A 23,533-nucleotide genomic window follows, 5' to 3' on the forward strand; every position below is an offset into this window, starting at 1 on the left:
TCGGCGACGTCCGTACGACGACGCCGAAGTGACCGGAGTGCAGGTGCAGGTGTGACGGAGGTGCAGGGCGATGGCCGGTTTCCGAAGTCTGGCGAGACAGGTCCGCGATCCACGGTGCGATCTGGCGCTGCGGCGCTATTCGCTGCGCAAGTGCCTTGAGCGTTTTGCCCCTTATGGGCACAGGGCGACCTGGGACCATCTCTGCTCCCGGGCCGGGTTCGGTCCCGAGGACCGCTCCCCCGACCCAGCGCGGCTCGTGGCCGCACTGGAGGAGCTGGAGGAGGCGCGTTCGGTGTGGCTGGCCTACGAGGTCGCCTTCGCCGAGCGGCGCAGGAAGGAGAAGCACGACGGGCTGCGCAGGCCGGGCAGCGTGGACGACTGGCACCGGCTGACCTGGGGCGGGTTCGGCGTGGCCTGGTGCGACGACCCCCGGGTCCACCCCGACGGGCCGCTGGCGGAGGTACTGCGCCGGCTGATCTCGGCGCTGGAGCGCGAGCCGGGGTCGGTGTGCCCGGTGTGCGACGGGGAGCGCCTCGTCTGGAAGTACGACCTGGACCACGAGCCCTCGACGGGCCCCGTCTGCACGGACTGCGGGATCCTCGTGCCGCGGCCCGTCCTGACCCCGGACGCCCGGGCGGACGCCCGGCGGGGCCGGCTGCTGATGTCCGCGTAGCCGGCCGCGGGAGTGCGCCGGGGGTGCCGCGCTCCCTGCGGCCGGTACGGCACGGGCCGCGGTGCGCTGTCGGTGGTGCCGGGCACCATGGGGCAATGGTGCAGGTGTGTGTGAACGGGGCGCGCGGGAGCGGTGACGGCGCGGTGGTGCCGCTGTCGCCGGACGCGCTGGCGGAGTCGGCGGCCCAAGCGGTCGCCGCCGGGGCCACGGACGTCCACGTCCACCCGAAGACGCCGTGCGGGCGGGACACGTTGTCGCCGCGCGTCCTCGCGGCGGTCCTGGAGGCGATACGGGCCCGGCTGCCCGCCCGGGTGCCCGTCGGGGTCACCACGGGCGCCTGGGCCGAACCCGGCCCCGCGGCCCGGGTGGCGCGGATCCGGGGCTGGACGGTCCTGCCCGACCACGCGTCGGTCAACTGGCACGAGCCGGGCGCCGAGGAGACGGCCGCGGCGCTGCTCGAACGCGGGGTGGCGGTGGAGGCGGGGATCTGGTCCGGCACGGACGGGGCGGCCCGGTTCCTGCGCTCGCCCCTCGCGCCGAAGGTGCTGCGTGTCCTGGCGGAGGTCACGGACACCGACCCGGCGACCGCGCCCGGCTCCGCGCGCGTCCTGCTGGCCGGGCTCGGCGCGGCTCACGGCCGCCCCGTCCTGCTGCACGGCGAGGACGGCGGGGCGTGGCCGGTGCTGCGGCTGGCCGGCCGGCTGGGCCTGGCGACCCGGATCGGCCTGGAGGACACCCTGCACCTTCCCGACGGCAGCCGGGCCGCCTCGAACGCCGATCTGGTCACGGCGGCGGTGCGGGAGTGGAGTTCGGCCCGCCGGGGCAGCGACTGAGGCCCCGGACCGCGTCCCGGGCCACCGGGACGTCAGTCGCCGCAACAGCCGGACTCCCGGGCCGAAACCGCCCCCGGGCGACCCCTGACGGTGGAGCCACGACGCTCCACAAGCAGCCGGGACCCGGCACGGCGCCCACCGAAGACGCCGTCGGGGATACGACAGAACACGGCCGACGACAGGACAGGCATCCCCCAGTCAACTCCGGCCGGACAGGACGACGCCGAGACCCGGGCTCCGCCCCGGGCCAGTGGACCTCAGTCGCCGCAACAGCCGGACTCCCGGGCCGAAACCGCCCCCGGGCCGCCCCTGACGGTGGAGCCACGACGCTCCACGAGCAGCCGGGACCCGGCACGGCGTTCGCCGAAGACGTCGTCGGGATTGGACAGGACGCAGGTCTCCAGGGACAGGCAGCCGCAGCCGATGCAGTCGGTGAGGTGGTCGCGCAGCCGGTTGAGCTGCTGGATGCGCTCGTCCAGTTCGGAGCGCCAGGACGCGGAGAGCCGGGCCCAGTCGTCCGCGGTGGGGGTGCGCCCCTCCGGCAGTTCGGCGAGCGCCTCGCGGATCGTGGCCAGCGGGATGCCGACCCGCTGCGCCGCGCGGACGAAGGCGACCCGGCGCAGCGCGTCACGGCTGAAGCGACGCTGGTTGCCCGAGGTGCGGCGGCTGTGGATCAGGCCCTTGGACTCGTAGAAGTGCAGGGCGGAGACGGCGGCACCGCTGCGCGCGGCGAGCTGGCCGACCGTGAGCTCTTGGATCTTCTCGGGAATCTGAGGCACTCCTCGCACCCTACCGACCCGCTCACCCGTCCGGTCCGTTGACAGGGGCTCCACGGCCCACCATGCTAAGCAGTCGCTTAGTCAATCAGTGCGACTTGGGAGGCCGGGACATGGCAGAGCCGAGGATCTTCGCGTCCGCCGACGAGGTGAAGGCGGCGGTGGGCGAGCAGCTCGGGTACACCGACTGGGTGGAGGTCGACCAGAAGCGGATCGACCTGTTCGCCGAGGCGACCGGGGACCACCAGTGGATCCACGTGGACCCGGAGAAGGCGGCCGCGGGCCCGTTCGGCGGCACGATCGCGCACGGCTATCTGACCCTGTCGCTGCTCCCGCTCTTCGGACCGCAGCTCATCCGGGTCGAGGGCGTGAAGATGGGCGTCAACTACGGCACCAACAAGGTCCGTTTCCCCTCCCCCGTGCCGGTCGGCTCGCGCCTGCGCGCCACGGCGACGATCACCGGCGTCGAGGAGGTCACGGGCGGGATCCAGGTCAGCGTCGCCTTCACCGTGGAGCGCGAGGGCGGCGACAAGCCGGTGTGCGTCGCCGAGTCGGTCTCCCGCTACTACCTCTGAGCGGCCCCCGGGGGTTCGGCTCCCACCATGCGCAGCACGAGGTCGGCGTAGAGTGCGCCGATCTCGTCGGGCGTGCGGGGGCCGTTCACGTTGAACCAGCGGGCCACGTCGATGCAGAGCGACAGCACGGCCAGCGTCGTGCCCTTGACGTCCGGCACGTCGAACTCGCCCGTCGCCACGCCGTCGTCGATGATGCCGCGCACCGCGGCGTCGCACTGCCGGCGGAGCGCGAGGATCTCCTCGCGGGCCTCGGGACCGAGCGCGTCCAGTTCGTACTGCACGACCCGCGCGGTCGTACGCCGCCCGGCGTGCCAGCGGACGAAGGAGCTCACGGCGTCGGCGAGCCGCTCGGTCGCACCGCCCTCCCCCTGGGCCGCGGAGCGGAGGATGTCCACCGCCCGGGTGTGGCCGATGCGGCTGATGCGGTGGAGCAGCTCCTCCTTGGTCTTGTAGTGGATGTAGAGCGCGGCCGGGCTCATCCCGGCCCGGCCGGCGATGTCGCGGGTCGTGGTCGCGTGGTACCCGCGCTCGGCGAACGCCTCCACGGCGGCGACCAGGAGCCGCCGGGCCGCGTCAGGCGTGACCTCTTCCCACGGCTCGATGTCGCCGCCCGTCGTCTCGGCCGCCGTACTCATCGCTCGTTCGCCCCTCTCGGTGACAGGAGCACCACCATACCGCCGAAGGTGAGCGATCGCTTAGGGGCGCTGGCCCGCGGGGGTGCCGCCCGGCTTCTGGAAGGGGTCGTGCTCGACGAGGATCTTGTCGAGGCGGGCCTGGTCCACCCGGCTGACGATCTGGCCGACCTCCTGCCGGTCCCGGATGATCTTGGCCAGCGTGAAGGCCGAGGTGACGAGGTACAGGACGGCGATGGCGAGGAAGGCCCGCACCCAGGCGTCCGCCTGGAGCCGGTAGATGCCGATGGCGGTGGCGGCCATGGCCACGGAGAAGGAGGCGACGGCCTGCCCGTAGAAGGCGGCCGTGTTCTGCTGCTTGACCGGTGTGTCACTCATGGGGACAAGGGTCGGCGGATGTGGCGCCGGCCACATCCGCCGAGATACTCAGGTCGCGTACTCAGAACGCCGAAACCCCGGTCAGCGCACGCCCGATGACGAGCTTCTGGATCTGACTGGTGCCCTCGTAGAGGGTCATCACGCGGGCGTCGCGCAGCAGTTTGCCGGCCGGGAACTCGTCGATGTAGCCGTAGCCCCCGAAGACCTGGAGGGCGTTGTTGGCGGCGCGGACGGCGGCCTCGGAGGCGAAGAGCTTGGCCTTGGAGGACTCGACGGCGAAGGGCTGCCCGCGGTCGATCAGGTCGGCGACCCGCCAGGTCAGCAACCGGGCCGCGTCCACGTCGAGGGCGATGTCGCTGATCAGCTCCTGCACCAGTTGGTGGTGGGCGATCGTCTTCCCGAACTGCTCGCGCTCCCCCGCGTACGCGACGGCCGCGTCCAGGGCCGCCTGGGCTATGCCGACGCAGCCCGCCGCGACCGACATCCGCCCCTTGGCGAGCGCCGACATGGCGACCGAGAAGCCCTTGCCCTCGGGCGCGAGCATCGCGGAGGCGGGGACCCGGACGTCCTCCAGGACCAGTTCGGCGGTGGCCTGGCCGCGCAGCCCGAGCTTGCCGTGGATCGTGCGACGGGTCAGGCCGGGCGTGTCGGTGGGCACAAGGAAGGCCGAGACACCCTTGTGGCCGGGCGCGTCGGTGGAGCGGGCGAAGAGCAGGACGACGTCGGCCCAGGTGCCGTTGGTGATGAACGTCTTGGTGCCGTTGATCACGTAGTCGTCGCCGTCGCGCACCGCGCGGGTGGACAGGTGGCCGGCGTCCGAGCCGGTGCCGGGCTCGGTGAGGCCGAAGCAGCCGACGTACGCGCCCGAGGTCAGACCGGGCAGCCAGCGCCGCTTCTGCTCCTCGTTCCCCCAGGCCGCGACGGTCTTGGCGACCAGGCCGAGGGAGACCGAGACGATGCCGCGCACGGAGCTGTCGCCGCGCCCCAGCTCCTCGGTGACCAGGCAGTACGCGAGGTGGTCGCCACCGCTGCCGCCGTACTCCTCGTCGACGGTGAGCCCGAGGAAGCCGACCTCGCCGAGCTTCTTCACGATCGACCGGTCCACCTCCTCGGCGCGGTCCCACGCGACGACGTGCGGGGTGATCTCCCGTGCCACGAAGTCCCGGGCGAGCCGCCGTACGGCGGTCTGCTCCTCGCTGAGCTCCAGGTTCATGCCGAGTCACCCCACAGGAAAGGAATCTTGACGGAATCTTGAAAGCCGTACATTTAAATTAGCACTGCTAGTTTCTGTGCAGCCCTACTATGTGCGCCATGGCCCGACCGCGCAAGCCCCTGCTCAGCACCGACCGGATCGTCGAGACGGCCCGCGCGCTGGTGGACGCGGAGGGCCTCGCGGCCGTCTCCACGCGCCGGCTCGCCGCGGAACTGGGGGTCAGCGGGCCCTCGCTCTACAACCACTTCCGCACCAAGGACGAGATCCTGGAGGCCGTCGCCGACTCGGTGAGCGCGCAGGTCGACCTGTCGATGTTCGAGGACGGGCGGGAGTGGCGGACCGCGCTGCACGACTGGGCCGTCTCGTACCGGGCGGCCCTGCGCGACCACCCCAACATCGTCCCGGTCCTCGCGCACGGCCCCGGCCGCCGCCCGGCCGCGCTGCACCTCGCGGACGCCGTCTACGGCGCGATGGTCCGCGCGGGCTGGCCTCCGGCCCAGGCGACGTCCATCGGCGCGCTGATGCGGTACTTCATCATGGGCTCGGCGCTCGGTTCCTTCGCCGGCGGCTTCGTGGACGACGCCGGTGCCTACGATCCCGCCGACTACCCGCACCTCCAGCAGGCCCATCTCCTGGCCGAGCAGCAGGAGAAGATCGACGAGCGGGCCTTCGAGACCGGTCTGACGGCGCTGCTGGACGGGCTGGCGCAGCAGTACGCGCAGGTCGCCCAGGGCACCTGAGGATGCTTCGGTGCCCGCCGAAGTGTCCGTGGCGCATCCTGGACGCATGACCGAGAGGGACGCCGAGGCATCCGGCCTCGCCCGGCTGGCCGGGCTGATCGCCGACGAGACGCGCGCCGCCTGTCTGCTGGCCCTGCTGGACGGCCGGGCGTGGACGGCCGGTGAGCTGGCCCGGCACGCCGGGGTCGCCGCGTCGACGCTCAGCGAGCACCTGGGCAAGCTCGTCGCGGGCGGGCTGCTGGCCGAGGAACGGCAGGGGCGGCACCGGTACGTGCGGCTGGCCGACGACCGGGTCGCGCAGCTCGTGGAGGACCTGGCCGCCCAGGTCGCGCCCGAGGCCGCCGCCCGGCGTCCGCGTACCCTGCGGGCGTCGAGCGCCGGGTCCGCGATGGCCCGGGGGCGCACCTGCTACGACCATCTCGCCGGGCGGCTCGGCATCGCGGTGACCGACGCGCTCACCGGGCGCGGGCTGCTGCGCCAGGACACCGGCTTCGCGCTCACGGACGCGGGGCTCGGCTGGTTCGAGGCCGCCGGGATCCCGCTGCGGCCCACCGGTCGCCGGCCGCTGGCCCGGGCCTGCCTCGACTGGACGGAGCGCCGCCCGCACCTCGCGGGCGTGGCGGGCGCGGCCCTGTGCCGGCACGCCCTGGACACGGGCTGGTGCGTGCGCATCGGCTCGGAGCGGGCGGTGAAGGTGACGCCGGCGGGTGAGCGGGCGCTGTCCGAACTGCTGGGCATCCGAGCGGCGGCGCTGCGCTGAGCGCCGCTCCCGCGCCGGCACCGGCACCGGCACCGGCACCGGCACATGGTCCGAAACCCGCCGGCACACATCCGTCGTCGCCCTCGACCCTCAGGAGCATGATGAGTACCTCGCGCCCCTCCCCTCCCGCCCCCTGGCACCGTCGTCCCGGAGTGCTCGCGGCCGGCGCGGCCACCGTCACCGTCGTGCTGTGGGCGTCCGCCTTCGTGTCGATCCGCAGCGCGGGCGAGGTGTACTCGCCGGGCGCGCTGGCGCTCGGCCGGCTGCTGTCGGGCACCCTGGCGCTCGGGGCGATCTGGCTGCTGCGCCGGGAGGGGCTGCCGCCGCGCCCGGCCTGGCGGGGGATCGCGATATCGGGGCTGCTGTGGTTCGGGTTCTACATGGTCGTCCTGAACTGGGGCGAACAGCAGGTCGACGCCGGTTCGGCCGCCCTCGTGGTGAACGTCGGCCCGATCCTCATCGCGCTGCTCGGCGCACGGCTGCTGGGCGACGCCCTGCCGCCGCGGCTGCTGACGGGGATGGCGGTGTCGTTCGCCGGGGCGGTGACCGTGGGCCTGTCCATGTCGGGCGAGGGCGGGTCCTCACTGTTCGGGGTGGTGCTGTGCCTGCTGGCCGCGGTGGCGTACGCGGGCGGTGTGGTGGCGCAGAAGCCCGCGCTGGCGCACGCGAGCGCCCTTCAGGTGACGACGTTCGGCTGCCTGGTGGGAGCGGTGCTGTGCCTCCCGTTCGCCGGGCGGCTCGTGCACGAGGCGGCCGGCGCGCCGGTCTCCGCCACGCTCAACATGGTCTACCTGGGCGTGTTCCCGACCGCGCTCGCGTTCACGACGTGGGCGTACGCCCTGGCCCGTACGACCGCCGGACGCATGGGCGCGACCACGTACGCCGTGCCCGCGCTGGTCGTGCTGATGTCGTGGCTGGCGCTGGGCGAGGTGCCGGGGCTGCTCACCCTGGCGGGCGGCGCGCTCTGTCTGGCGGGCGTGGCGGTGTCCCGCTCGCGCCGGCGCACCGCCACGGCCCCGGGACGCACGGAACCCGCCGCCGGACCCCTGCCGGAGGACGCCGGCCGGGTCTAGGGAGTGCCGACCGGATCAGAGCGGCTCCCGGGCGACGGTGCGCTGCGGCCGACCCGGACGGGACCTGGTGCGTGCAGCCGCGGGGCGGTGGAGGGCGACAACGTGAGGGGTCACCCGCCGGGGCGAAGCCGAGCGGGGGTGGGACTTGGCGTCCGGCGGGCACGCCGCAGACCTCCTGCCTGCCGGGGCCACGAGCCCGCGGCACGAGCCGGACGACACCCCGGCACGGGCCGGACGCCTCAACGGCACGAGCCGGACGACATCCCCGGCCCCGCGCCGCCGGAGCGGGCGGCTAGAACACCACCAGCGCCCTTCCGCCCTTGCCTGCCAGCATGTTCTCGAAGGCCGCCGGGATGCCGTCCAGGGCGATGCGTTCGGTGACCAGTGCGCCGAGGTCGAGGCGCCCGGCGCGGACGTGTCCGGCGAGGGCCGGGAGGTCGCGGGCGGGGTCGGCGTTGCCGAAGACGCAGCCGGACAGGGTGCGGCCCCAGTGGAAGATCTCCAGGGCGTTGAAGGTGACCTGCTGGTCCTTGCCGCCGATGCCGACGACCGTGGTGCGGCCGCCGCGCCGGGTGGATTCCCAGGCCGTGCGGATGGTGGCCGCGCGGCCGACGCACTCGACGGCGACGTCGACGCCCTGCTTGCCGGTGAGGGCGCGGATCTCGCGGGCGGTGGTGTCGGAGGCGAGGAGGTAGTCGGTGGCGCCCGCGGCGCGGGCCAGTTGCTCCTTCTCGGGGGACACGTCGACCGCGACGATCTTCGACGCGCCCGCGATCCGGGCCGCCTGGAGGGTGGCGAGGCCCACTCCCCCGGCGCCGAAGACCGCGACCGTCTCGCCCTGGCGGACCTTCGCCGAGTGGTGGACGGCGCCGTAGCCGGTGAGGACGGCGCAGCCGAGGAGCGCGGCCTCGGTGAGGGGGATGCCCTCGGGGGCGGGCAGGAGGCACGAGGCGGACACGACCGTCTCCTCGGCGAACGCGGCGACGTTCAGGCCGGGGTGGAGGTCGGTGCCGTCGTCGGCGCGGCGGGCGTGCACGTCGGCGGCGCCGGCCAGGGCGTTCGCGCACAGCCAGACCTCGCCGAGCGAGCAGGCGTGGCAGGCTCCGCAGGACGGGGCCCAGTTGAGGACGACCTCGTCTCCGGGAGCGACGTGGGTGACGCCCTCGCCGACGGCGACGACGGTGCCGGCGCCCTCGTGGCCGAGGACGGCGGGCAGCGGCACGCGCATGGTGCCGTTGGACAGGGACAGGTCGGAGTGGCAGACCCCGGCGGCGGCGAGCCGCACCCGGACCCGGCCGGGGCCGGGCTCGGGCAGCTCGATGCCGGTGACCTCCAGCGGGGCCCCGACGGCCGGTACGACGGCGGCGCGGACTGCGGTACGGACGCTCATGACGTGGACGGCTCCCCTACGGGCCAGAAGCGGGCTAGAACTGGAGGGACTTGGTCTGGAGGTACTCGGCGAGGCCGTGGGTGCCCAGCTCGCGGCCCACGCCCGACTGCTTGTAGCCGCCGAAGGGCGCCAGCGGGTTGAACCGGCCGCCGTTGACGTCGACCTGCCCGGTGTCCATGCGGCGGGCGAAGGCGACCGCCTCGGCCTCGTCCCCGGCCCAGACGGCGCCGGCGAGGCCGTAGACCGTGCCGTTGGCGATGCGCAGGGCGTCTTCCTCGTCCTCGTAGCGCAGGACGGACAGGACCGGCCCGAAGATCTCCTCCTGGGCGATCGTCATCTCCTCGGTCACGTCGGCGAAGACCGTGGGGCTGACGAAGTACCCCTGTTCGCGCGGGGCTTCGGGCCCGCCCGCGACCAGGCGCGCGCCCTCGGCGACGCCCTTGTCGATGTAACCGCGCACCCGGTCCCGCTGCTTGGCGTTGACGACGGGTCCGATCCGGTCGCCGTACTTTGCGGCGGCCTCGGCGGCGAGGGACACGGCCTCGTCGTACTGGTCGCGGTGGACGAGCATGCGGGTCCAGGCGCTGCACGTCTGGCCGGAGTTGGACATGACGTTGGCGACGCCGACGTTGACGGCCTTGGCGAGGTCGGCGCTCGGGAGGATGACGTTGGCGGACTTGCCGCCGAGTTCGAGGGCGACCCGCTTGACGGCGGCGCCCGCGGCGGCGCCGATGCGGCGGCCGACGGCGGTGGAGCCGGTGAAGGAGACCATGTCGACGCCGGGGTGTTCGGCCAGGGCCTGGCCCGCGACCGGGCCGAGGCCGGTGACCAGGTTGAAGACACCGGCCGGGACGCCCGCCTCGTGCACCGCCTCGGCGAAGAGCTGGGCGGTGAGCGGGGTGTCCTCGGCGGGCTTGAGCACGATTGTGCAGCCCGCGGCGAGCGCCGGGGCGACCTTGGCGACGATCTGGTGGAGCGGGTAGTTCCAGGGGGTGATGGCGCCGACCACGCCGACCGGTTCGTGGTGGACGACGGACGTGCCGACCTTCTCCTCGAAGGCGTGCGTCGCCGCCAGCTCGGCGTAGGAACCGGCGACCGCGATGGGGACGGCGGCGTGCACGGCCTGCGAGAACTTCAGCGGGGAGCCCAGTTCGGCGGTGACCGTCCCGGCGATCTCGTCCTTGCGGGCCACCAGCACGTCCCGCAGGGCGCCCAGGCGGGCGGCGCGTTCGGCGGGCGGGGTGGCGGCCCAGCCGGGCAGGGCGGCGCGGGCGGCCCGTACGGCGGCGTCGACGTCCAGGGCGCTGCCCGCGGGGACGCGGCCGATCACCTGCTCGTCGGCCGGGTTCACGACGTCGATCGTGTCCGGGCCGTGGGCGGGGCGCCAGGCTCCGTCGATGTACATGCCGTCGTGTGCCTTCATCGCGTTCCTTCCGGGCGGGCCTCGTCGTCAGCCCCAAACTAGCGCCGATAGTTTTACGGCACCAGGGGCTCCCCCGATGGTGGCGCGGCTCACGCTCCCGGTGTGCGGGACCGGCGCGGGATCACTCCTCCAGGTCGGGCAGGCGGGCCGGAGCGGGGCAGATGCGGTCGCCGTGCTGGTCGAAGACGAACAGGTGGGCGAGGTCGACGAGGAGGGGGACCTGCATGCCGTGGCGGAGGTCGATGTCGGGGGTGGTCCGCACGATCAGGTCCCCGGGCAGGCGGCCGTCGGGGGCGGCGACCGGGGGCCCGGGCTCCGGGGGTTCGTCCATGACGACCACCGGTCCGGCGCGCAGGGCACCCGCCCTGTGCCTCAGCCGGTCCAGGACCGTGCCGTCGCGGCGCCGGCGCCCGACCGGGCGGGTGGCCGGGCGCGGGGCCTCCAGGTCGGGCACGAGGGCCGGCCGGGAACCGGTGTTGAAGTGCACGAGGACCTCGTGGCCCTGGAACTCGACGTGCTCCACGAGCCCGGTGAGCAGTACCTCGCCGGGGCGGGCGGACGAGGGCTTCGCGATCCGTACGGCCTCCGAGCGCAGGCCCACGATCACCTCGCGGCCCTGCTGGACGCGGAGCAACTGGTGGTCCAGGCAGAGCGGTTCGGGCAGGCGCAGGTACTGCTTGCCGAGGCTGATGGTCATCGCGCCGTCCAGCGGGGCGCGCACGAGCCCGCGCAGCAGGTTGATGCGCGGGGTGCCGATGAAGGCGGCGACGAAGACGTTGCGGGGCAGGGCGTAGACGGCGCGCGGGGTGTCCACCTGCTGGAGGACCCCGCCGCGCAGGACGGCGACGCGGTCGCCCAGCGACATGGCCTCGGACTGGTCGTGGGTGACGTAGACCGTGGTGACGCCCAGCTCCCTGGTGAGGCGGGTGATCTCGGCGCGCAGGTGGTTGCGGAGCTTGGCGTCGAGGTTGGACAGGGGCTCGTCCATCAGGAAGGCGGTGGGACGGCGGGAGATGGCCCGCCCCATGGCGACCCGCTGGCGTTCGCCGCCGGAGAGCTGGGCGGGGAGGCGGTCGAGCAGGTCCTCGATGCCCAGCATCCGGGCGGTGGCGTCCACGCGCGCGGTGTGGTCCGCCTGCGGGTCCTCGACGCGCAGCGGGAAGCCGATGTTCCCGCGGGTGGTCATGTTGGGGTACAGGGCGAAGTTCTGGAAGACCATCGCCATGCGCCGTTCGGCGGGGAGCAGGTCGTTGGCGTGGGCGCCGTCCAGCAGCAGCTCCCCGTCGGTGATCTCCTCCAGCCCGGCGATCATGCGCAGCACGGTCGACTTGCCGCAGCCGGAGGGCCCGAGCAGGACGAGGAACTCGCCCGGCGCGATGTCCAGCGACAGCCGGTCCACCACGCGGACGCCCCGCGCGTAGGTCTTGCTCACGTCGTGCAGGGAGATGGCGCGTGTCATGGAGGTGCCCCCGGGGACTCACTGAGCGCTGGTGCTCCGCGGTCGGACGCCCTCGTGCGGGTCGTACGGGGCGTGTGAGTCACGGAAGTTAACGGACCGTGCCCGGGCGGGGGAAGACACCGGACCGCATCTCGGTGCGGGTGTCCACCTGGTGAGAAAGCGGACGGCCGGATTCAGGGCGCGGGACGTCTCACGAGGCGATCACGCCGGAGCGTACGCCGGGGCGGACGGACCGCCGGGGCAGACGGCCGCCGAGACATACCGGGCAGACAGGCCACCGGGACGCCAAGGCAGACAGGCCGCCGGACAGAGCAGGCGGACGAGACGCCGGGGCAGACAGGCCGGACAGGTAGCCGGGGCAGACGGGTCGGACGGGTCGGACGGGTCGGACGGGTCGGACGGGTCAGCCGTCCGTATCGTCGGCCGTGCCGGTGCGGTTGCCGCGGGAGCGGCCCGACGCGCGCACCAGTTCGCCGGCCGCGAGGGTCGCCGCGGCCACCGCGCGCGTCCAGGGCGGGCCGCCGCGGGCCGCCCACACGACGCAGCCGCAGCCGCCCACGGCGAGGAGCAGCACCGCGGCCAGAAGGAGCAGGACCATGCTCATCCCTTCGTTTCCCGGCACCGCCGGCGGTCGTCGGCCCGGTCCGGGACATCCTGCCCGACCGCCGGGCGCCGGTGGCCGGCCGCCCGCTCGGCCACGTCCGCCGAAGGGGCCCGCAGCGCGATGCCCGAGGAGAGCAGGAGGAGGCCGCCCAGCATCACGAAGGGTGCGGCCACGCCCGCGACGCCCGCGACGAGGCCCGCGGCGGCGGGTGCGGCGACCTGGCCGAGACGGTTGCCGGTCAGCCGCAGCGCGAGGGCGGTGGAGCGCGCCTCCTCGGGGGCCGCCTGCACGACCGTCGTCATGGACAGCGGCTGGCCGACGCCCAGGCAGAAGCCGAGGACGATCAGCATCGCTGCCAGCGCCCCCACCGGCACCGGCAGCGCGACCCCGGCGCACAGCAGGGCGGCCAGCAGACACGTGACGGTGAGCAGCACCGTGCGGCCGAGCAGCCGCAGCAGGGGCGTCAGCACGAGCCGGCAGGCGATCGTGGCGGCGGCCCGCAGGCTGAGCAGGACGCCGATCACGGCAGGGGAGATCCCCCGGTGCTCGCCGACCACCGGCAGGTAGGCGGTGAGGATGTCGGTCGCGGAGAGCACGGAGAGACTGATCAGGATGCCCGCGGGCACGCCCCGGGCCCGCAGGATGCTCCCCACGGGCACACGCGGGCCCGGTTCCCTGCGCGAGGCGCCCGCCGTCGGGTGCTCTATGCGCCACAGGGACGTGACGGCGACCGCCGCGCCCGCGCCCGCCACCACCAGGGCGAGCGCGCTGCTGCCGGCCATGTCGGGGCCCCCGATCAGCGCGCCCGCGGCGATGGGGCCGATGAGCTGGCCGAGCGAGGCGCCGATGGTGAAGTGGCCGAAGTTGCGGTCCTGTTCGTGCGGCGCGGACTGGCGGGCGACCAGGGACTGGGCGCCGATGACGAAGCAGAGGTGCCCGAGGCCCATGACGCCGCTCCACAGGGCCATCGCCCACAGCGATCCGGCGACGCCGCTCAGCGCGCAGCCCCCGGCGATGAGCACCACCCCGACGGGCAGCAGCGGCGCACAGCGGCCATGGTCGGTGCGCCGCCCCAGCGGAACGGCGGCGAACAGCGGCAACAGCGCGTACACACCGGCGATGACGCCGACGGCCCGTTCGTCGGCGCCCAGCGCGAGGGCCCGGTAGGAGACGGCGGGCCGGGCCATCGACACCGCCCCCTGCGCGAAGCCGAAGGCGATGACGAGGCGGAGCAGCCAGCCGCGGTTCCCACCGGGCGCCATGAGGGTGTTCCTTCCTGAGGGTCTGCGACGGTCAGATGATGCCGAACAGGATGCCCGCGGCGAGAATCACCAGGCTCGTCAGGACGGCCCACTTCACCACGAACCGTGTGTGGTCGCCGAACTCGACCTTGGCCATGCCCACCAGGACGTACACGGCCGGGACGAGCGGGCTGGACATGTGCAGGGGCTGGCCGACGATCGAGGCGCGGGCGATCTCCAGGGTCGACACGCCGTGCGCCTGGCCGGCCTCGGCGAGCACCGGCAGGACACCGAAGTAGAAGCCGTCGTTCGACATGAAGTACGTCAGCGGCAGGCTCAGCAGGCCGGTGACCAGGCCCATCTGCGGGCCCATGCCGTCGGGGATGGTGTCCACGAGCCACTTGGCCATGTGGTCGACCATGCCGGTGCCGGTGAGGACGCCGGTGAAGACGGCGGCGGCGAAGACCATGCCGGAGACGTTGAGGACGTTGTCGGCGTGGGCCGCGATGCGGGCCTTCTGGTCGGGGATCCGCGGGAAGTTGACGGTGAGGGCGAGCGCGGCACCGATCAGGAAGAGCACCGGGATCGGCAGCAGCTCCATGATCATGGCGGTGAGCAGCGCGACGGTCAGCAGCGCGTTGAACCAGTACAGCTTGGGGCGCAGGGTGGGCCGGTTCGGGTCCAGGCCCTTGAAGTCGTCGCCGGACTCGGCCTCGGACCCGGCGTCCCGGTCGGCCGCCTCACCGGCACCGCCCGTTCCGGCACCGCCGCGAGCAGCACCGGCACCGGCACCGGCACCCGAACGCCCGCCGGACGCCCCGCCGGCCGCGCCCGCGCCGACCAGCACCGTCTCCGTCTCCGTCTCCGGCTCCCGCACCAGGGCGTCGTCCAGCGACAGCGTGCCCACCCGCCTGCGCTCGCGCAGACCCAGCACGTAGGCGAGGGCGACGACGGCGACGAGGCCCACGGCCAGGGCCGGGATCATCGGGACGAAGATGTCGGAGGCGTCGACCTTGAGCGCGGTGGCGGCGCGGGCGGTGGGCCCGCCCCACGGCAGCGTGTTCATCACGCCGTTGGCCATGGCGGCGACGCCGGTCATCACGACCAGGCTCATCTTGAGCCGCTTGTACAGCGGGTACATCGCCGAGACCGTGATCATGAAGGTGGTGGAGCCGTCGCCGTCCAGCGAGACGATCGCGGCCAGCAGCGCCGTGCCGACGACGACGCGCATCGGGTCGGCCTTGCAGAACTTCAGGATGGCCCGGACGATCGGGTCGAAGAGGCCGACGTCGATCATCACACCGAAGTAGACGATCGCGAACATGAGCATCGCCGCGGTGGGGGCGAGGCTGGAGACGCCGTCGATGACGTAGTCGCCCAGATGGGCGCCCTTGCCGACGAAGACGCAGAACAGCGCGGGAATCAGCACGAGCGCCGCGATCGGCGACATCTTCTTCATCATGATCAGGACCAGGAAGGTCGCGATCATGGCGAAGCCGAGGATGGTCAGCATGAATTGAGTACCTAACGTTCGCCCTTGAACATCCCACCGGGGCAGGCGGTGCGAGCGACGTTAGGTGGCGCGCCGGAGCGTTAACAAGACGTTGACATGCGAGCAATAAGCGCAGAACTCCAGGTCACAGCCGTGTGACGGCGGTGACGGTCGGGCGGCGGCCGTCAGTCGAGGACGCGCCCGAGGTAGGCCCGCAGCAGTTCCCGGGCCTCTTCGATGATCTTCTCGTCCCCGTCCGGCGCGACGCGGAAGGCGAGTTGCACGAGGGTGTCGGCGGTCTCCACGGCGACCAGGAAGACGCGGCGGACGTCGTCGTCGGGGCGGCGGCCGAGGTAGCCGGAGAGCAGTTCGGTGAGCCGTTCGGCGACACGGTGGTTGGGGACGGCGTGGCGGTCGCCGACGGGGATCTGGTTGCCGAAGTCGATCAGGGAGAAGCCGGGCGCGGTCCGCTTCATCGCCAGGTACTCGTCGAGTACGGCGTCCAGCGCGCCGCGCCAGCCGCCGTCCGCCGTCCTGGCCAGCCGTTCGGTCACGCGCTCGGCGTAGCGCTCCAGGTTGCGCTGGGCGAGGGCGTCGGCCATCTGCCGCTTGTTGCCGAAGAAGCGGTACACCGAGCCGATGGGGACGTCCGCGCGCAGCGCCACGGCGCGGGTGCTGAGGGCGTCGTACCCGACCTCGTCGAGGAGGTCGGCGCAGGCGTCGAGGATCCGGGTCAGCCGTTCGGCACTGCGCCGCTGCACGGGGGCGCGGCGGAGCGGGGTCGCGTGGGACACGGTGCTCATGATGCCCTGCGGGACCGGCCGGGGGAACCACGGCCTCCGGTACGGCGGGGGGTGCCTGCCCGGGCCGGGCCCCCGGGGCACCCGGCGGGCGCGGGCGCCGCCCTCACCGGTCCGCCGCCGGTGCGGTGGCCGACCGGCCCCCGGCCCGCTCCGGCTGTGCCGCCCCGGTGGGACCGGCGCCCGAGGCCGTGATGTCCGCCGTGCTCTCGACGGGTTCGCCGTCGGCGGCCCAGACGGTGTCGTCGTCGGCGTACAGCCGGACCGTGAGCTGGTGCGTGCCGCGCGGGACCAGGTCGGCGGGCAGGCGGTAGCGGGGGCGGTGGAGGCGGGCGACGTGGTCGCCGTCGAGGAAGAGGTGGGCCACGCCGCGGCCGGCCGCGGCCTCGGCCTCCGTGCCCTCCGGCGAGAACGTGAAGCCGCGGACGGTCAGGCGGACGTCCCAGCTCTCGTCGGCCTCGGGCTGCACCTCGATCCCGACCTCGGGGGCGTGCTCGGCGCGCACCTCGCGGTAGCGCCGGCCCTCCTCGTCGGTGGTGTCGAGCAGCTTTCCCACCGGCTCGGCCGCATTCCCGGCCTCCGGTCCACCTCCGTCGCCGGAGTCGCAGGCCGCCGGTCCCGTCAACAGCAGGACGCAGACCGCGAACACGGCGAGCGCTCCCCTCGTCCACGACATGACGCGAGACTAGAACACGGGTCCGACAGTCCGGATCCTCCGGAGGTCTGGTTCCGGTCATCCTCGCGGCGGACGACCCGCAACGAGCGGAGCGGGGAAGTCCTCTTGTGCCCTCTTGCGCGCGGGAAACCGCAATCCTACGGTGTGCCATAGGAATCGGTTCGCGAGGATGCGGGTTGCGAGGGAGCGAGCGATGAGCGGGGACGAGCGGAAGACCGCCGAGGGCCTGGCCTACCTGTGCGGTTTCGGCAACGAGCACAGCTCGGAGGCCGTGGCGGGCGCACTGCCGGAGGGCCGGAACTCACCGCAGCGGGCCCCCCTGGGCCTGTACGCGGAGCAACTGAGCGGCACGGCGTTCACCGAGCCGAGGGCGCACAACCGGCGCTCGTGGCTGTACCGGATCCGCCCTTCGGCCGCGCACCCCGCGTTCACCCGGACGGGTAACGGTGCGATCCGCACGGCCCCCTTCAACCAGGCCGTGCCGGACCCGAACCGGATGCGGTGGAACCCGCTGCCCGAGCCCGGGCCGGGCACGGACTTCGTCGCGGGGCTGTGGACGCTCGGCGGCAACGGCGACGCGACCCAGCGCACCGGCATGGCCGTGCACCTGTACCACGCGACGGCCTCCATGGAGCGGGTCTTCAGCGACGCCGACGGCGAGCTGCTGATCGTCCCCGAGCGCGGCGGCCTGCTGCTGCGCACCGAGTTCGGACTGCTGCACGCCGAACCGGGCCACGTGGCACTGGTCCCGCGCGGGGTCCGCTTCCGCGTGGAGCTCCTGGACGCCGACGCCCGCGGCTACGTCTGCGAGAACTACGGCGCCCCCTTCCAGCTCCCCGACCTCGGCCCGATCGGCGCCAACGGCCTGGCCAACGCCCGGGACTTCAGGGCACCGGTCGCCGCCTACGAGGAGGACGACGGTCCGGTCGAGGTGGTCAACAAGTTCTGCGGCAACCTCTGGACCGCCGAGTACGACCACTCCCCGCTCGACGTGGTCGCCTGGCACGGCAACCACGTGCCGTACGTGTACGACCTGCGCCGTTTCAACGTCATCGGCACCATCTCCTACGACCACCCGGACCCGTCGATCTTCACGGTGCTCACCTCTCCGTCGGACACGCCGGGTCTGGCGGGCGTGGACTTCGTGGTGTTCGCGCCGCGCTGGCTGGTGGGCGAGGACACCTTCCGGCCGCCGTACTTCCACCGGAACGTGATGAGCGAGTACATGGGGCTCATCGAGGGCGCCTACGACGCCAAGGCGGAGGGCTTCGTGCCGGGCGGCGGCTCGCTGCACAACATGATGTCGGCGCACGGCCCGGACCGGGAGACCTTCGAGCGGGCGAGCGCGGCCGAGCTGAAGCCGCAGCGGATCGACGACGGGCTGGCGTTCATGTTCGAGACGCGGTGGCCGGTGACCCTCACCCCCCAGGCGGCCCGCGCCGAGCACCTGCAGCAGGGCTACGACGACGTCTGGCGGGGCCTGGAGCGGCACTTCCGCCCCTTGCACTGAGGTTTCCCCTACCGGTACGGATGGCCCGTGACCTCCTTCGCCCCGGACTCCGTCGTCCTGAACCGCAAGCTGCCGCTCTGGTACCAGGTGTCGCAGTCGCTGCGCGCCTCGATACTCGGCCGCTCGCCCAGGGACCCGCTGCGCCTGCCCACCGAGGAGCAGTTGGCCGCGCACTACGGGGTGAGCGTGCTGACCATGCGGCAGGCGCTGAAGGAGCTGGAGGACGAGGGGCTGATCACCCGGCACCGCCGGCGGGGTACCTTCATCGAGCCGCACGCCCTCCGGGGCGCCCCGGTGCGGCTGCTCGGCTCGGTGGACGCGATCGTGGCCCAGCAGTCCGGCATGACGGCCGAACTGCTGGACCACGGCACCGCCGCCGTGCCCGCCGAACTCGCCGAGTTCTTCCCGGAGCTGGCGGAGGTGGCGACGTACCACCGGCTGCGCTGCGACGAGAAGACGGGCGAGCCGACCAACCACGCCCGCAACTACGTCCGTCCCGAACTGGCCGCGCGCATCGACCTGGACGACCTCGCCCGGTGGCCGATGACGAAGGTGCTGCGGGACGTGGTGGGCATGGACATCAGCCGGATCACCGACACCGTCGAGGCCCGGCTCGCCGACCCGGAGACGGCGCGGCTGCTCGAAGTCCCGCTGCTCAGCCCGATCCTGCACTACACGGGCATCACCTACGACGCCGACGGCCGGGTCCTCGACGTGGCCGTCATCCACTACCGCGGCGACCGCTTCTCGTTCACGGTCACCCTGGACGCCACGTGAGGCGCCGGCGCCCCGTCGTACGATGCCCGGCGTGACGCACGACGACGCTCCGCCGCTGGCGGACCTCATGCCGTGGTCCGTCGCACCGCCGCGGCTGGGCCGGGGGTGGCCGGCGGCTCCCGACGCGGGGTCCCTGAAGGCCCGCTGGGAGGCCCTGGTGAAGGCCGAGGGGCCCGACCGCGCGGACCTGTTCGAACCGACCCGCTCGCGCACGCCGTACTCGGCGGTGGGGCGGCTGCCGGGCGGCGCCGGGGGCACCGAGCGGCTGGCGCGCGCCTCGGGACCGTGTGCGGAGCCGGTCCGGGTGCTGCGGGCGCCGTTCGACGAGCAGTGGCTGATCCCCGACCAGCGGCTGATCGACGCGGCCCGCCCCGAGCTGTGGCGGGTGGCGGACGCGCGGCAGGTGTTCGTCGTGGAGACGCCCGACGCGGCGGGGCCCCCGCTGCTCCTGGCGACCTCGCTGCTGCCGCTGTCCGGCCCCGCCCGGATCCGCCCGCTGTACCGCCGCCCCGGCGGCGCGGAGCCCAACCTCGCCCCGGGCCTCCTGGACCACCTGGCCGCCCGCCTCGGCCTGCGCCCCGGCCCGCTGGACCTGCTCGCCTGGTCGGTGGCGGCCGTGCGGCCCGGCTCGCTGGTCCCGCTTCCCGCGGACCCGGAGCTGTGGGAGCACGGCGTCGGGCTGGGCCGGCGCGCCCTGTGGCTGATGCGCCGCGACGGAGAGCGCCCCAAGCTGCCCGGCGGCCGCCGCCCGTACGTCCGCGCCCCGCTGCCGCCGCGCCCGCTGACCCTGCGCTACGACCGGGACGAGGAGGCCCTCTTCCTGGACGACGGGCGCGTCTCCCCCGTGCCGCCCGGCGCCTGGGAGTTCGAGGCGGGCGGGGTCCGGGTGATCGAGCAGTGGTTCGCGGCCCGCACGGCCGGGGGCGAGCCGGGCACGCTGGCCGCGATCCGCCCGGCCGCCTGGCCCCAGACCTGGACGTCCGAACTGCTGGAGCTGATCACGGTCCTCGCGCTGCTCGCCGACGTGCGGGAGCGGTGCCGGGAGCTGAGGGTCACGGACGGGATCACCGCGACCGAGCTGCGCGAGGCCGGGGTGCTGCCGGCGCCCGCGTCGGCGCGTCGGCCGGCCTCCGTCCTGGACGACCGGGAGGAGGGCCCGGAGGGGCAGTTGGCGCTGCTGTGACCGCGCCGCCCACGGGCCACGAGGACCGCCCGACCCCGGTCCGGGCTCGGGGTCCGGTCCGGGCTCGGGGTCCGGCTCGGGCCCGGGGGACGGTTCGGACTCGGGGGACGGTTCGGGCTCGGGGGACGGTTCAGGCGAACCCGTCCAGCACCCGCCTCAGCGCCCGCTCGAAGACGCTCTCCAGGTCGATCGGTCCGGCGTCCTCCGCGAAGGACGCCGCCAGCCGCGGATAGGCACCGCTCGCGACCTGCCGGCCGAGGTAGGCGATGCGCGCCGCGTTCTCCTGCTCCTGGGACCAGGGCAGCGAGCGGGTGCGCTCGACGGTGGCGATCTCGTTGCCGACGTACGTGGTCACGATGCCGTTCACCATCGCGACCAGCTCCATCTTGGTGCCGTACGGCGCCTCGAAGGGGTCGAGGCAGGCCAGGCAGTGCTCCAGGTAGCGCAGGGCGTTGGGGCTGAAGCCGTAGACGGGGGACATCAGGCGGGGAAGCCAGGTGTGGCGGCGCATCAGGGCGCGGGTCTGGTGGGCGACCCGGATCATGTCCGCGCGCCAGTCCCCGCTGGGTTCCCACAGCTCGTGCTCGCCGCTGACCGCGTCCATCATCAGCTCGTACAGGTCCTCCTTGCGGGGGACGTAGTTGTACAGCGACATGGTGCCGCAGCCCAGCTCGCCGGCGACGCGACGCATCGAGACCGCGTCCAGGCCCTCGGCGTCGGCGATCCGCACCGCGGCGGCGGCGATGTCGGCGCGGGAGTACGCCGGTCTCGGCCCCCGGCCGGTGCGCTCGGGGCGCGACCAGATCACTTCGGGTACGGCCGCTCGGCCCGCCATCGTGCATCACCTCGGCCTCCATCCTAGTTACGTACACCGTACGTAGTGCGCTATGGTCGACGCATGACTACTACGTACGCTGTACTTAGTGAGGGTCTGGAGAAGCGCTTCGGCGCCGTGCACGCCTTGCGCGGGCTGGATCTGGCGGTGGCCGAGGGCACGGTGTGCGGCCTGCTCGGGCCGAACGGGGCGGGCAAGACCACGGCGGTCCGGCTGCTGACGACCCTGCTGAGGCCGGACGCGGGCTCGGCCCGGGTCGCCGGGCACGACCTGGTGCGCGAGGCGGCAGCGGTGCGTCGCCGGATCGGGGTGACCGGGCAGTACGCGTCGGTGGACGGGGACCTCACCGGACGGCAGAACCTGCTCCTGTTCGCCCGGCTGCACCGGGTGCGGGACGCGGCGGCGCGCGCCGGCGAACTGCTGGACCGCTTCGGCCTGGCCGACGCCGCCGACCGCCCCGCCGCCACCCTGTCCGGCGGCATGCGGCGCCGTCTCGACCTGGCCGCGAGCCTGGTGCGCCGCCCCGACGTGCTGTTCCTCGACGAGCCGACGACCGGCCTCGACCCGGCCAGCCGCAACCGGATCTGGGACGCGGTGCGCGCCCTGAAGGCGGACGGCACCACGGTGCTGCTCACCACGCAGTACCTGGAGGAGGCCGACCGCCTGGCCGACGACATCGCCCTGGTGGACCGGGGCCGGGTGGCGCACACCGGGTCGCCAGCCGAACTCAAGGCGCTGGTGGGGGCGTACGCGGAGGCCGTCGTCACGGACGCGGACGCGCTGGCACGGGCGGCGGCGGTCCTGGACCGGCTGACCGGCGCGGCGCCGGTGCTGGACCGCGAACGGCGCACCGCCGGCGCCGTGAGCACCGATCCGACCCTGACCCTGCCGCGCCTGGTGCGCGCACTCGACGCGGCGGGCGTGCCCCTGGTGGACGCGAGCCTGCGACCGCCGACCCTCGACGACGTCTTCCTCCGTCTGACCGGAGGAAGCGACGACGGCGGCGACAACGACAACAGAGGCGACAGCGGCGACAGCGGCGACAGCGGCGACAACGACAGCAAGGAGCTGGTGGCATGAGCACGTTGACGACGAGGCCGGACGGCGGCGCGGCGTACGGCCTGGCGCACGACGGGGCGGCCATGCTGGGCCGCCAGTTGCGGCGGGTGCGCAACAACCCGGGGCTGCTGATCCTGACCCAGACCATGCCGATCACGATGCTGCTGTTCTTCGGCTACGTCTTCGGCAGCGCGCTGGCGATGCCGGGTGAGGAGTACCGCGCCTTCCTGGTACCGGGTCTGCTGGTCGCCACGGCCGCGAACGGCATCATGACCGGCATGTTCCAGGCCGCCCAGGACACCCACCGGGGCGTGACGGACCGCCTGCGGACGCTGCCGGTGAGCCGGGCCGCCGTGCCGCTCGGGCAGTCGGTCGCCGACGTGCTCCTCACGGCCGCCGGGACGGTGCCCCTGCTGCTGGTCGGGGTCGCGGTGGGCTGGAGGGTGGAGGGCGGTGCGCTCGGCGCGGTGGGCGCGGTGGGGCTGTTGCTGCTGTTCCGGTTCGCGACGACGTGGATCGGCATCTTCCTGGGGCTGCTCACCCGCAACGAGGAGGCCGCCGGTCAACTGGGCGGCGCGACCTTCCTGCTTCCGCTGCTGTCCAACGCGTACATCCCGACCGACGGGCTGCCGGGCTGGCTGCGCACGGTCGCGGAGTGGAACCCGATCAGCGCGGTGACCACGGCGCTGCGCGACCTCTTCGGCAACGCGCCCGTGCCGGACGGGGCCGCCTGGCCGGTGACGCATCCCGTCGCCGGGTCGCTGGCCTGGTGTGCGGTACTGCTCGCGGTGTTCGTCCCGCTCGCCGTGCGCCGGTACGCGCACGGGGGCCGTTGAGCGGGCCGGGGTGGCTCACCGCCGGTGGGGAGACGGCGGCGCGGAACGCGGAACGGGAGGGCGGGGACGCGTGGGGAACGCGTACGGAACGGACGTACGGGGTCGGATCTGCCGGGGACGGCCCGCGCTCGGGGAGCACACCGGGGCGCCGCTGCGTGCCGTGGGGATGACGGACGAGTGCCGCGGCGCCGCGCCGGGAGGTGTGACCACCGGCGCGCGGGCCTCAGTTGCCGCCGAACAGCGAGCGGCGCAGTCGACGCAACGGCGCGAACAGTGAGACCCGGCTCACCCGGGCGCCCCTGTTGCTGCGCTTGTGCGCGGGCTCACGCGCGGTCAGCTCACGCATCAGCGACGTCGCCTCCACGGTCTCCCGCGGCGGGAGGGCGGGCCCTCCGAGTACCGCGAGATGACGGTCGAGGCGCGAGCTGGTCGCGCTGCTGCCGCAGGTGATCGCAGGGACCCTTGCCCTGCTGCGCACTGTTATCTGTTCCATGTCACTCCCCACCCGTACGAGTCCACCCGGCCCGGGCAGGCTAACCCTATCGCCCCGGTACGGCATGCGTGTATCGCGGTCACAGGATTCACCTTCCCCGTA

At 73.7% G+C, this 23,533-nt stretch carries 25 protein-coding genes; 11 read left to right on the plus strand and 14 right to left on the minus strand.

Features of this window, described 5'->3' with window-relative positions; all coding sequences use genetic code 11:
* Window positions 1–70 precede the first annotated feature (70 nt).
* On the plus strand, window positions 71–673 hold the full coding sequence (locus Sdi02f_RS21590) for a hypothetical protein (RefSeq protein WP_031084554.1): 603 nt from the start codon (window positions 71–73) through the stop codon (window positions 671–673).
* Window positions 674–768: 95 nt separating this feature from the next.
* Complete coding sequence (locus Sdi02f_RS21595; protein ID WP_167458226.1) at window positions 769–1,506, plus strand: 3-keto-5-aminohexanoate cleavage protein; 738 nt, start codon at window positions 769–771, stop codon at window positions 1,504–1,506.
* A 257-nt stretch (window positions 1,507–1,763) separates the two neighbouring features.
* Here Sdi02f_RS21595 and soxR read toward each other — a convergent pair whose 3' ends face one another.
* Window positions 1,764–2,285: a redox-sensitive transcriptional activator SoxR gene (gene soxR / locus Sdi02f_RS21605; protein ID WP_031084558.1), complete on the minus strand. Its 522-nt coding sequence runs from the start codon at window positions 2,283–2,285 to the stop codon at window positions 1,764–1,766.
* A 110-nt stretch (window positions 2,286–2,395) separates the two neighbouring features.
* Between soxR and Sdi02f_RS21610 the strand changes: the two genes are divergently transcribed.
* Window positions 2,396–2,857, plus strand: a complete 462-nt coding sequence (locus tag Sdi02f_RS21610; protein ID WP_030402881.1) for a MaoC family dehydratase — start codon at window positions 2,396–2,398, stop codon at window positions 2,855–2,857.
* Here the strand turns inward: Sdi02f_RS21610 and Sdi02f_RS21615 are convergent.
* From Sdi02f_RS21615 to Sdi02f_RS21625, 3 genes are all read right to left on the minus strand, one after another.
* Complete coding sequence (locus tag Sdi02f_RS21615; protein WP_030402880.1) at window positions 2,848–3,492, minus strand: TetR/AcrR family transcriptional regulator; 645 nt, start codon at window positions 3,490–3,492, stop codon at window positions 2,848–2,850. The genes Sdi02f_RS21610 and Sdi02f_RS21615 overlap by 10 nt on opposite strands.
* A 60-nt stretch (window positions 3,493–3,552) precedes the next feature.
* A complete protein-coding gene (locus tag Sdi02f_RS21620; RefSeq protein ID WP_030402879.1) occupies window positions 3,553–3,867 on the minus strand; it encodes a YiaA/YiaB family inner membrane protein in 315 nt (104 codons plus the stop codon).
* A 61-nt stretch (window positions 3,868–3,928) separates the two neighbouring features.
* The gene (locus Sdi02f_RS21625; protein ID WP_055468341.1) at window positions 3,929–5,080 is read right to left on the minus strand and encodes an acyl-CoA dehydrogenase family protein; all 1,152 of its coding nucleotides are present in this window, start codon (window positions 5,078–5,080) and stop codon (window positions 3,929–3,931) included.
* A 98-nt stretch (window positions 5,081–5,178) separates the two neighbouring features.
* Here Sdi02f_RS21625 and Sdi02f_RS21630 point away from each other — a divergent pair, with 98 nt between their 5' ends.
* The 3 genes from Sdi02f_RS21630 (at window position 5,179) to Sdi02f_RS21640 (ending at window position 7,653) form a co-directional block, all read left to right on the plus strand.
* A complete protein-coding gene (locus Sdi02f_RS21630) occupies window positions 5,179–5,820 on the plus strand; it encodes a TetR/AcrR family transcriptional regulator (protein WP_030402877.1) in 642 nt (213 codons plus the stop codon).
* Window positions 5,821–5,866: 46 nt separating this feature from the next.
* Window positions 5,867–6,580, plus strand: coding sequence for an ArsR/SmtB family transcription factor (locus tag Sdi02f_RS21635; protein ID WP_031084562.1), 714 nt, complete (start codon window positions 5,867–5,869; stop codon window positions 6,578–6,580).
* A 98-nt stretch (window positions 6,581–6,678) separates the two neighbouring features.
* Complete coding sequence (locus tag Sdi02f_RS21640) at window positions 6,679–7,653, plus strand: DMT family transporter (protein ID WP_108933856.1); 975 nt, start codon at window positions 6,679–6,681, stop codon at window positions 7,651–7,653.
* Window positions 7,654–7,945: 292 nt separating this feature from the next.
* Here the strand turns inward: Sdi02f_RS21640 and Sdi02f_RS21645 are convergent, their stop codons facing one another.
* The 8 genes from Sdi02f_RS21645 to Sdi02f_RS21680 all read right to left on the minus strand — a co-directional run bounded on the left by Sdi02f_RS21645 (window position 7,946) and on the right by Sdi02f_RS21680 (window position 16,738).
* Window positions 7,946–9,043 (minus strand): Zn-dependent alcohol dehydrogenase, encoded by a 1,098-nt coding sequence (locus Sdi02f_RS21645; RefSeq protein ID WP_031084566.1) that lies wholly within the window; start codon window positions 9,041–9,043, stop codon window positions 7,946–7,948.
* 34 nt (window positions 9,044–9,077) lie between these two features.
* Window positions 9,078–10,466, minus strand: coding sequence for an aldehyde dehydrogenase family protein (locus Sdi02f_RS21650; RefSeq protein WP_108933857.1), 1,389 nt, complete (start codon window positions 10,464–10,466; stop codon window positions 9,078–9,080).
* A 121-nt stretch (window positions 10,467–10,587) separates the two neighbouring features.
* The gene (locus tag Sdi02f_RS21655) at window positions 10,588–11,925 is read right to left on the minus strand and encodes an ABC transporter ATP-binding protein (protein WP_031084570.1); all 1,338 of its coding nucleotides are present in this window, start codon (window positions 11,923–11,925) and stop codon (window positions 10,588–10,590) included.
* Between the two features lie 403 nt (window positions 11,926–12,328).
* The gene (locus Sdi02f_RS21660; RefSeq protein ID WP_108933858.1) at window positions 12,329–12,529 is read right to left on the minus strand and encodes a hypothetical protein; all 201 of its coding nucleotides are present in this window, start codon (window positions 12,527–12,529) and stop codon (window positions 12,329–12,331) included.
* Window positions 12,526–13,791 (minus strand): MFS transporter, encoded by a 1,266-nt coding sequence (locus Sdi02f_RS21665; RefSeq protein ID WP_108933859.1) that lies wholly within the window; start codon window positions 13,789–13,791, stop codon window positions 12,526–12,528. Before Sdi02f_RS21665 ends, Sdi02f_RS21660 begins: the two co-directional genes overlap by 4 nt.
* A 31-nt stretch (window positions 13,792–13,822) precedes the next feature.
* Window positions 13,823–15,283 (minus strand): CitMHS family transporter, encoded by a 1,461-nt coding sequence (locus Sdi02f_RS21670; RefSeq protein WP_108933860.1) that lies wholly within the window; start codon window positions 15,281–15,283, stop codon window positions 13,823–13,825.
* Between the two features lie 164 nt (window positions 15,284–15,447).
* Window positions 15,448–16,065, minus strand: a complete 618-nt coding sequence (locus Sdi02f_RS21675) for a TetR/AcrR family transcriptional regulator (RefSeq protein ID WP_030402868.1) — start codon at window positions 16,063–16,065, stop codon at window positions 15,448–15,450.
* A gap of 103 nt (window positions 16,066–16,168) precedes the next feature.
* Window positions 16,169–16,738, minus strand: coding sequence for a hypothetical protein (locus Sdi02f_RS21680; protein WP_053638158.1), 570 nt, complete (start codon window positions 16,736–16,738; stop codon window positions 16,169–16,171).
* Between the two features lie 193 nt (window positions 16,739–16,931).
* Between Sdi02f_RS21680 and hmgA the strand changes: the two genes are divergently transcribed.
* Genes hmgA through Sdi02f_RS21695 form a run of 3 tightly spaced genes read left to right on the plus strand, consistent with a single transcriptional unit; the run spans window position 16,932 to window position 20,208 of the window.
* Window positions 16,932–18,248 carry a homogentisate 1,2-dioxygenase gene (gene hmgA / locus Sdi02f_RS21685; protein ID WP_030402866.1) on the plus strand — a complete coding sequence of 439 codons (1,317 nt, stop codon included), beginning with the start codon at window positions 16,932–16,934 and terminating at the stop codon, window positions 18,246–18,248.
* 27 nt (window positions 18,249–18,275) lie between these two features.
* Window positions 18,276–19,025: a GntR family transcriptional regulator gene (locus Sdi02f_RS21690; RefSeq protein ID WP_108933861.1), complete on the plus strand. Its 750-nt coding sequence runs from the start codon at window positions 18,276–18,278 to the stop codon at window positions 19,023–19,025.
* 22 nt (window positions 19,026–19,047) lie between these two features.
* Window positions 19,048–20,208 (plus strand): type ISP restriction/modification enzyme, encoded by a 1,161-nt coding sequence (locus tag Sdi02f_RS21695; RefSeq protein WP_108933862.1) that lies wholly within the window; start codon window positions 19,048–19,050, stop codon window positions 20,206–20,208.
* Window positions 20,209–20,338: 130 nt separating this feature from the next.
* On the opposite strand, the gene Sdi02f_RS21705 is transcribed toward Sdi02f_RS21695, so the two are convergent.
* Entirely contained in the window at window positions 20,339–21,043 is a 705-nt protein-coding gene (locus tag Sdi02f_RS21705) for a TetR/AcrR family transcriptional regulator C-terminal domain-containing protein (protein ID WP_108933863.1), read from the minus strand.
* A 63-nt stretch (window positions 21,044–21,106) separates the two neighbouring features.
* Between Sdi02f_RS21705 and Sdi02f_RS21710 the strand changes: the two genes are divergently transcribed.
* Both Sdi02f_RS21710 and Sdi02f_RS21715 read left to right on the plus strand, forming a co-directional pair.
* Entirely contained in the window at window positions 21,107–22,123 is a 1,017-nt protein-coding gene (locus tag Sdi02f_RS21710) for an ATP-binding cassette domain-containing protein (RefSeq protein ID WP_108933864.1), read from the plus strand.
* Complete coding sequence (locus Sdi02f_RS21715; RefSeq protein ID WP_108933865.1) at window positions 22,120–22,938, plus strand: ABC transporter permease; 819 nt, start codon at window positions 22,120–22,122, stop codon at window positions 22,936–22,938. The genes Sdi02f_RS21710 and Sdi02f_RS21715 overlap by 4 nt, the downstream gene beginning before the upstream one ends.
* Window positions 22,939–23,161: 223 nt before the next feature.
* On the opposite strand, the gene Sdi02f_RS21720 is transcribed toward Sdi02f_RS21715, so the two are convergent.
* The gene (locus tag Sdi02f_RS21720) at window positions 23,162–23,431 is read right to left on the minus strand and encodes a hypothetical protein (protein ID WP_030402860.1); all 270 of its coding nucleotides are present in this window, start codon (window positions 23,429–23,431) and stop codon (window positions 23,162–23,164) included.
* Window positions 23,432–23,533: the final 102 nt, after the last annotated feature.

Origin of the sequence: Streptomyces ardesiacus, from assembly GCF_003112575.1 — a bacterium.
Taxonomy (GTDB): Bacteria; Actinomycetota; Actinomycetes; order Streptomycetales; family Streptomycetaceae; genus Streptomyces; species Streptomyces ardesiacus.

Bases quoted from the DNA above. Each gene is read 5' to 3' on its own strand.
- Sdi02f_RS21670 (WP_108933860.1), bottom strand. From the start codon at position 15,283: ATGCTGACCATCCTCGGCTTCGCCATGATCGCGACCTTCCTGGTCCTG.
- Sdi02f_RS21595 (WP_167458226.1), top strand. From the start codon at position 769: ATGGTGCAGGTGTGTGTGAACGGGGCGCGCGGGAGCGGTGACGGCGCG.
- Sdi02f_RS21615 (WP_030402880.1), bottom strand. From the start codon at position 3,492: ATGAGTACGGCGGCCGAGACGACGGGCGGCGACATCGAGCCGTGGGAA.
- Sdi02f_RS21620 (WP_030402879.1), bottom strand. From the start codon at position 3,867: ATGAGTGACACACCGGTCAAGCAGCAGAACACGGCCGCCTTCTACGGG.
- Sdi02f_RS21640 (WP_108933856.1), top strand. From the start codon at position 6,679: ATGATGAGTACCTCGCGCCCCTCCCCTCCCGCCCCCTGGCACCGTCGT.
- Sdi02f_RS21655 (WP_031084570.1), bottom strand. From the start codon at position 11,925: ATGACACGCGCCATCTCCCTGCACGACGTGAGCAAGACCTACGCGCGG.
- Sdi02f_RS21680 (WP_053638158.1), bottom strand. From the start codon at position 16,738: ATGTCGTGGACGAGGGGAGCGCTCGCCGTGTTCGCGGTCTGCGTCCTG.
- Sdi02f_RS21695 (WP_108933862.1), top strand. From the start codon at position 19,048: ATGCCCGGCGTGACGCACGACGACGCTCCGCCGCTGGCGGACCTCATG.
- Sdi02f_RS21660 (WP_108933858.1), bottom strand. From the start codon at position 12,529: ATGAGCATGGTCCTGCTCCTTCTGGCCGCGGTGCTGCTCCTCGCCGTG.
- Sdi02f_RS21710 (WP_108933864.1), top strand. From the start codon at position 21,107: ATGACTACTACGTACGCTGTACTTAGTGAGGGTCTGGAGAAGCGCTTC.
- Sdi02f_RS21635 (WP_031084562.1), top strand. From the start codon at position 5,867: ATGACCGAGAGGGACGCCGAGGCATCCGGCCTCGCCCGGCTGGCCGGG.
- Sdi02f_RS21715 (WP_108933865.1), top strand. From the start codon at position 22,120: ATGAGCACGTTGACGACGAGGCCGGACGGCGGCGCGGCGTACGGCCTG.
- Sdi02f_RS21625 (WP_055468341.1), bottom strand. From the start codon at position 5,080: ATGAACCTGGAGCTCAGCGAGGAGCAGACCGCCGTACGGCGGCTCGCC.
- Sdi02f_RS21645 (WP_031084566.1), bottom strand. From the start codon at position 9,043: ATGAGCGTCCGTACCGCAGTCCGCGCCGCCGTCGTACCGGCCGTCGGG.
- Sdi02f_RS21650 (WP_108933857.1), bottom strand. From the start codon at position 10,466: ATGAAGGCACACGACGGCATGTACATCGACGGAGCCTGGCGCCCCGCC.
- Sdi02f_RS21665 (WP_108933859.1), bottom strand. From the start codon at position 13,791: ATGGCGCCCGGTGGGAACCGCGGCTGGCTGCTCCGCCTCGTCATCGCC.
- Sdi02f_RS21720 (WP_030402860.1), bottom strand. From the start codon at position 23,431: ATGGAACAGATAACAGTGCGCAGCAGGGCAAGGGTCCCTGCGATCACC.
- Sdi02f_RS21630 (WP_030402877.1), top strand. From the start codon at position 5,179: ATGGCCCGACCGCGCAAGCCCCTGCTCAGCACCGACCGGATCGTCGAG.
- hmgA (WP_030402866.1), top strand. From the start codon at position 16,932: ATGAGCGGGGACGAGCGGAAGACCGCCGAGGGCCTGGCCTACCTGTGC.
- Sdi02f_RS21705 (WP_108933863.1), bottom strand. From the start codon at position 21,043: ATGGCGGGCCGAGCGGCCGTACCCGAAGTGATCTGGTCGCGCCCCGAG.
- Sdi02f_RS21590 (WP_031084554.1), top strand. From the start codon at position 71: ATGGCCGGTTTCCGAAGTCTGGCGAGACAGGTCCGCGATCCACGGTGC.
- Sdi02f_RS21675 (WP_030402868.1), bottom strand. From the start codon at position 16,065: ATGAGCACCGTGTCCCACGCGACCCCGCTCCGCCGCGCCCCCGTGCAG.
- Sdi02f_RS21610 (WP_030402881.1), top strand. From the start codon at position 2,396: ATGGCAGAGCCGAGGATCTTCGCGTCCGCCGACGAGGTGAAGGCGGCG.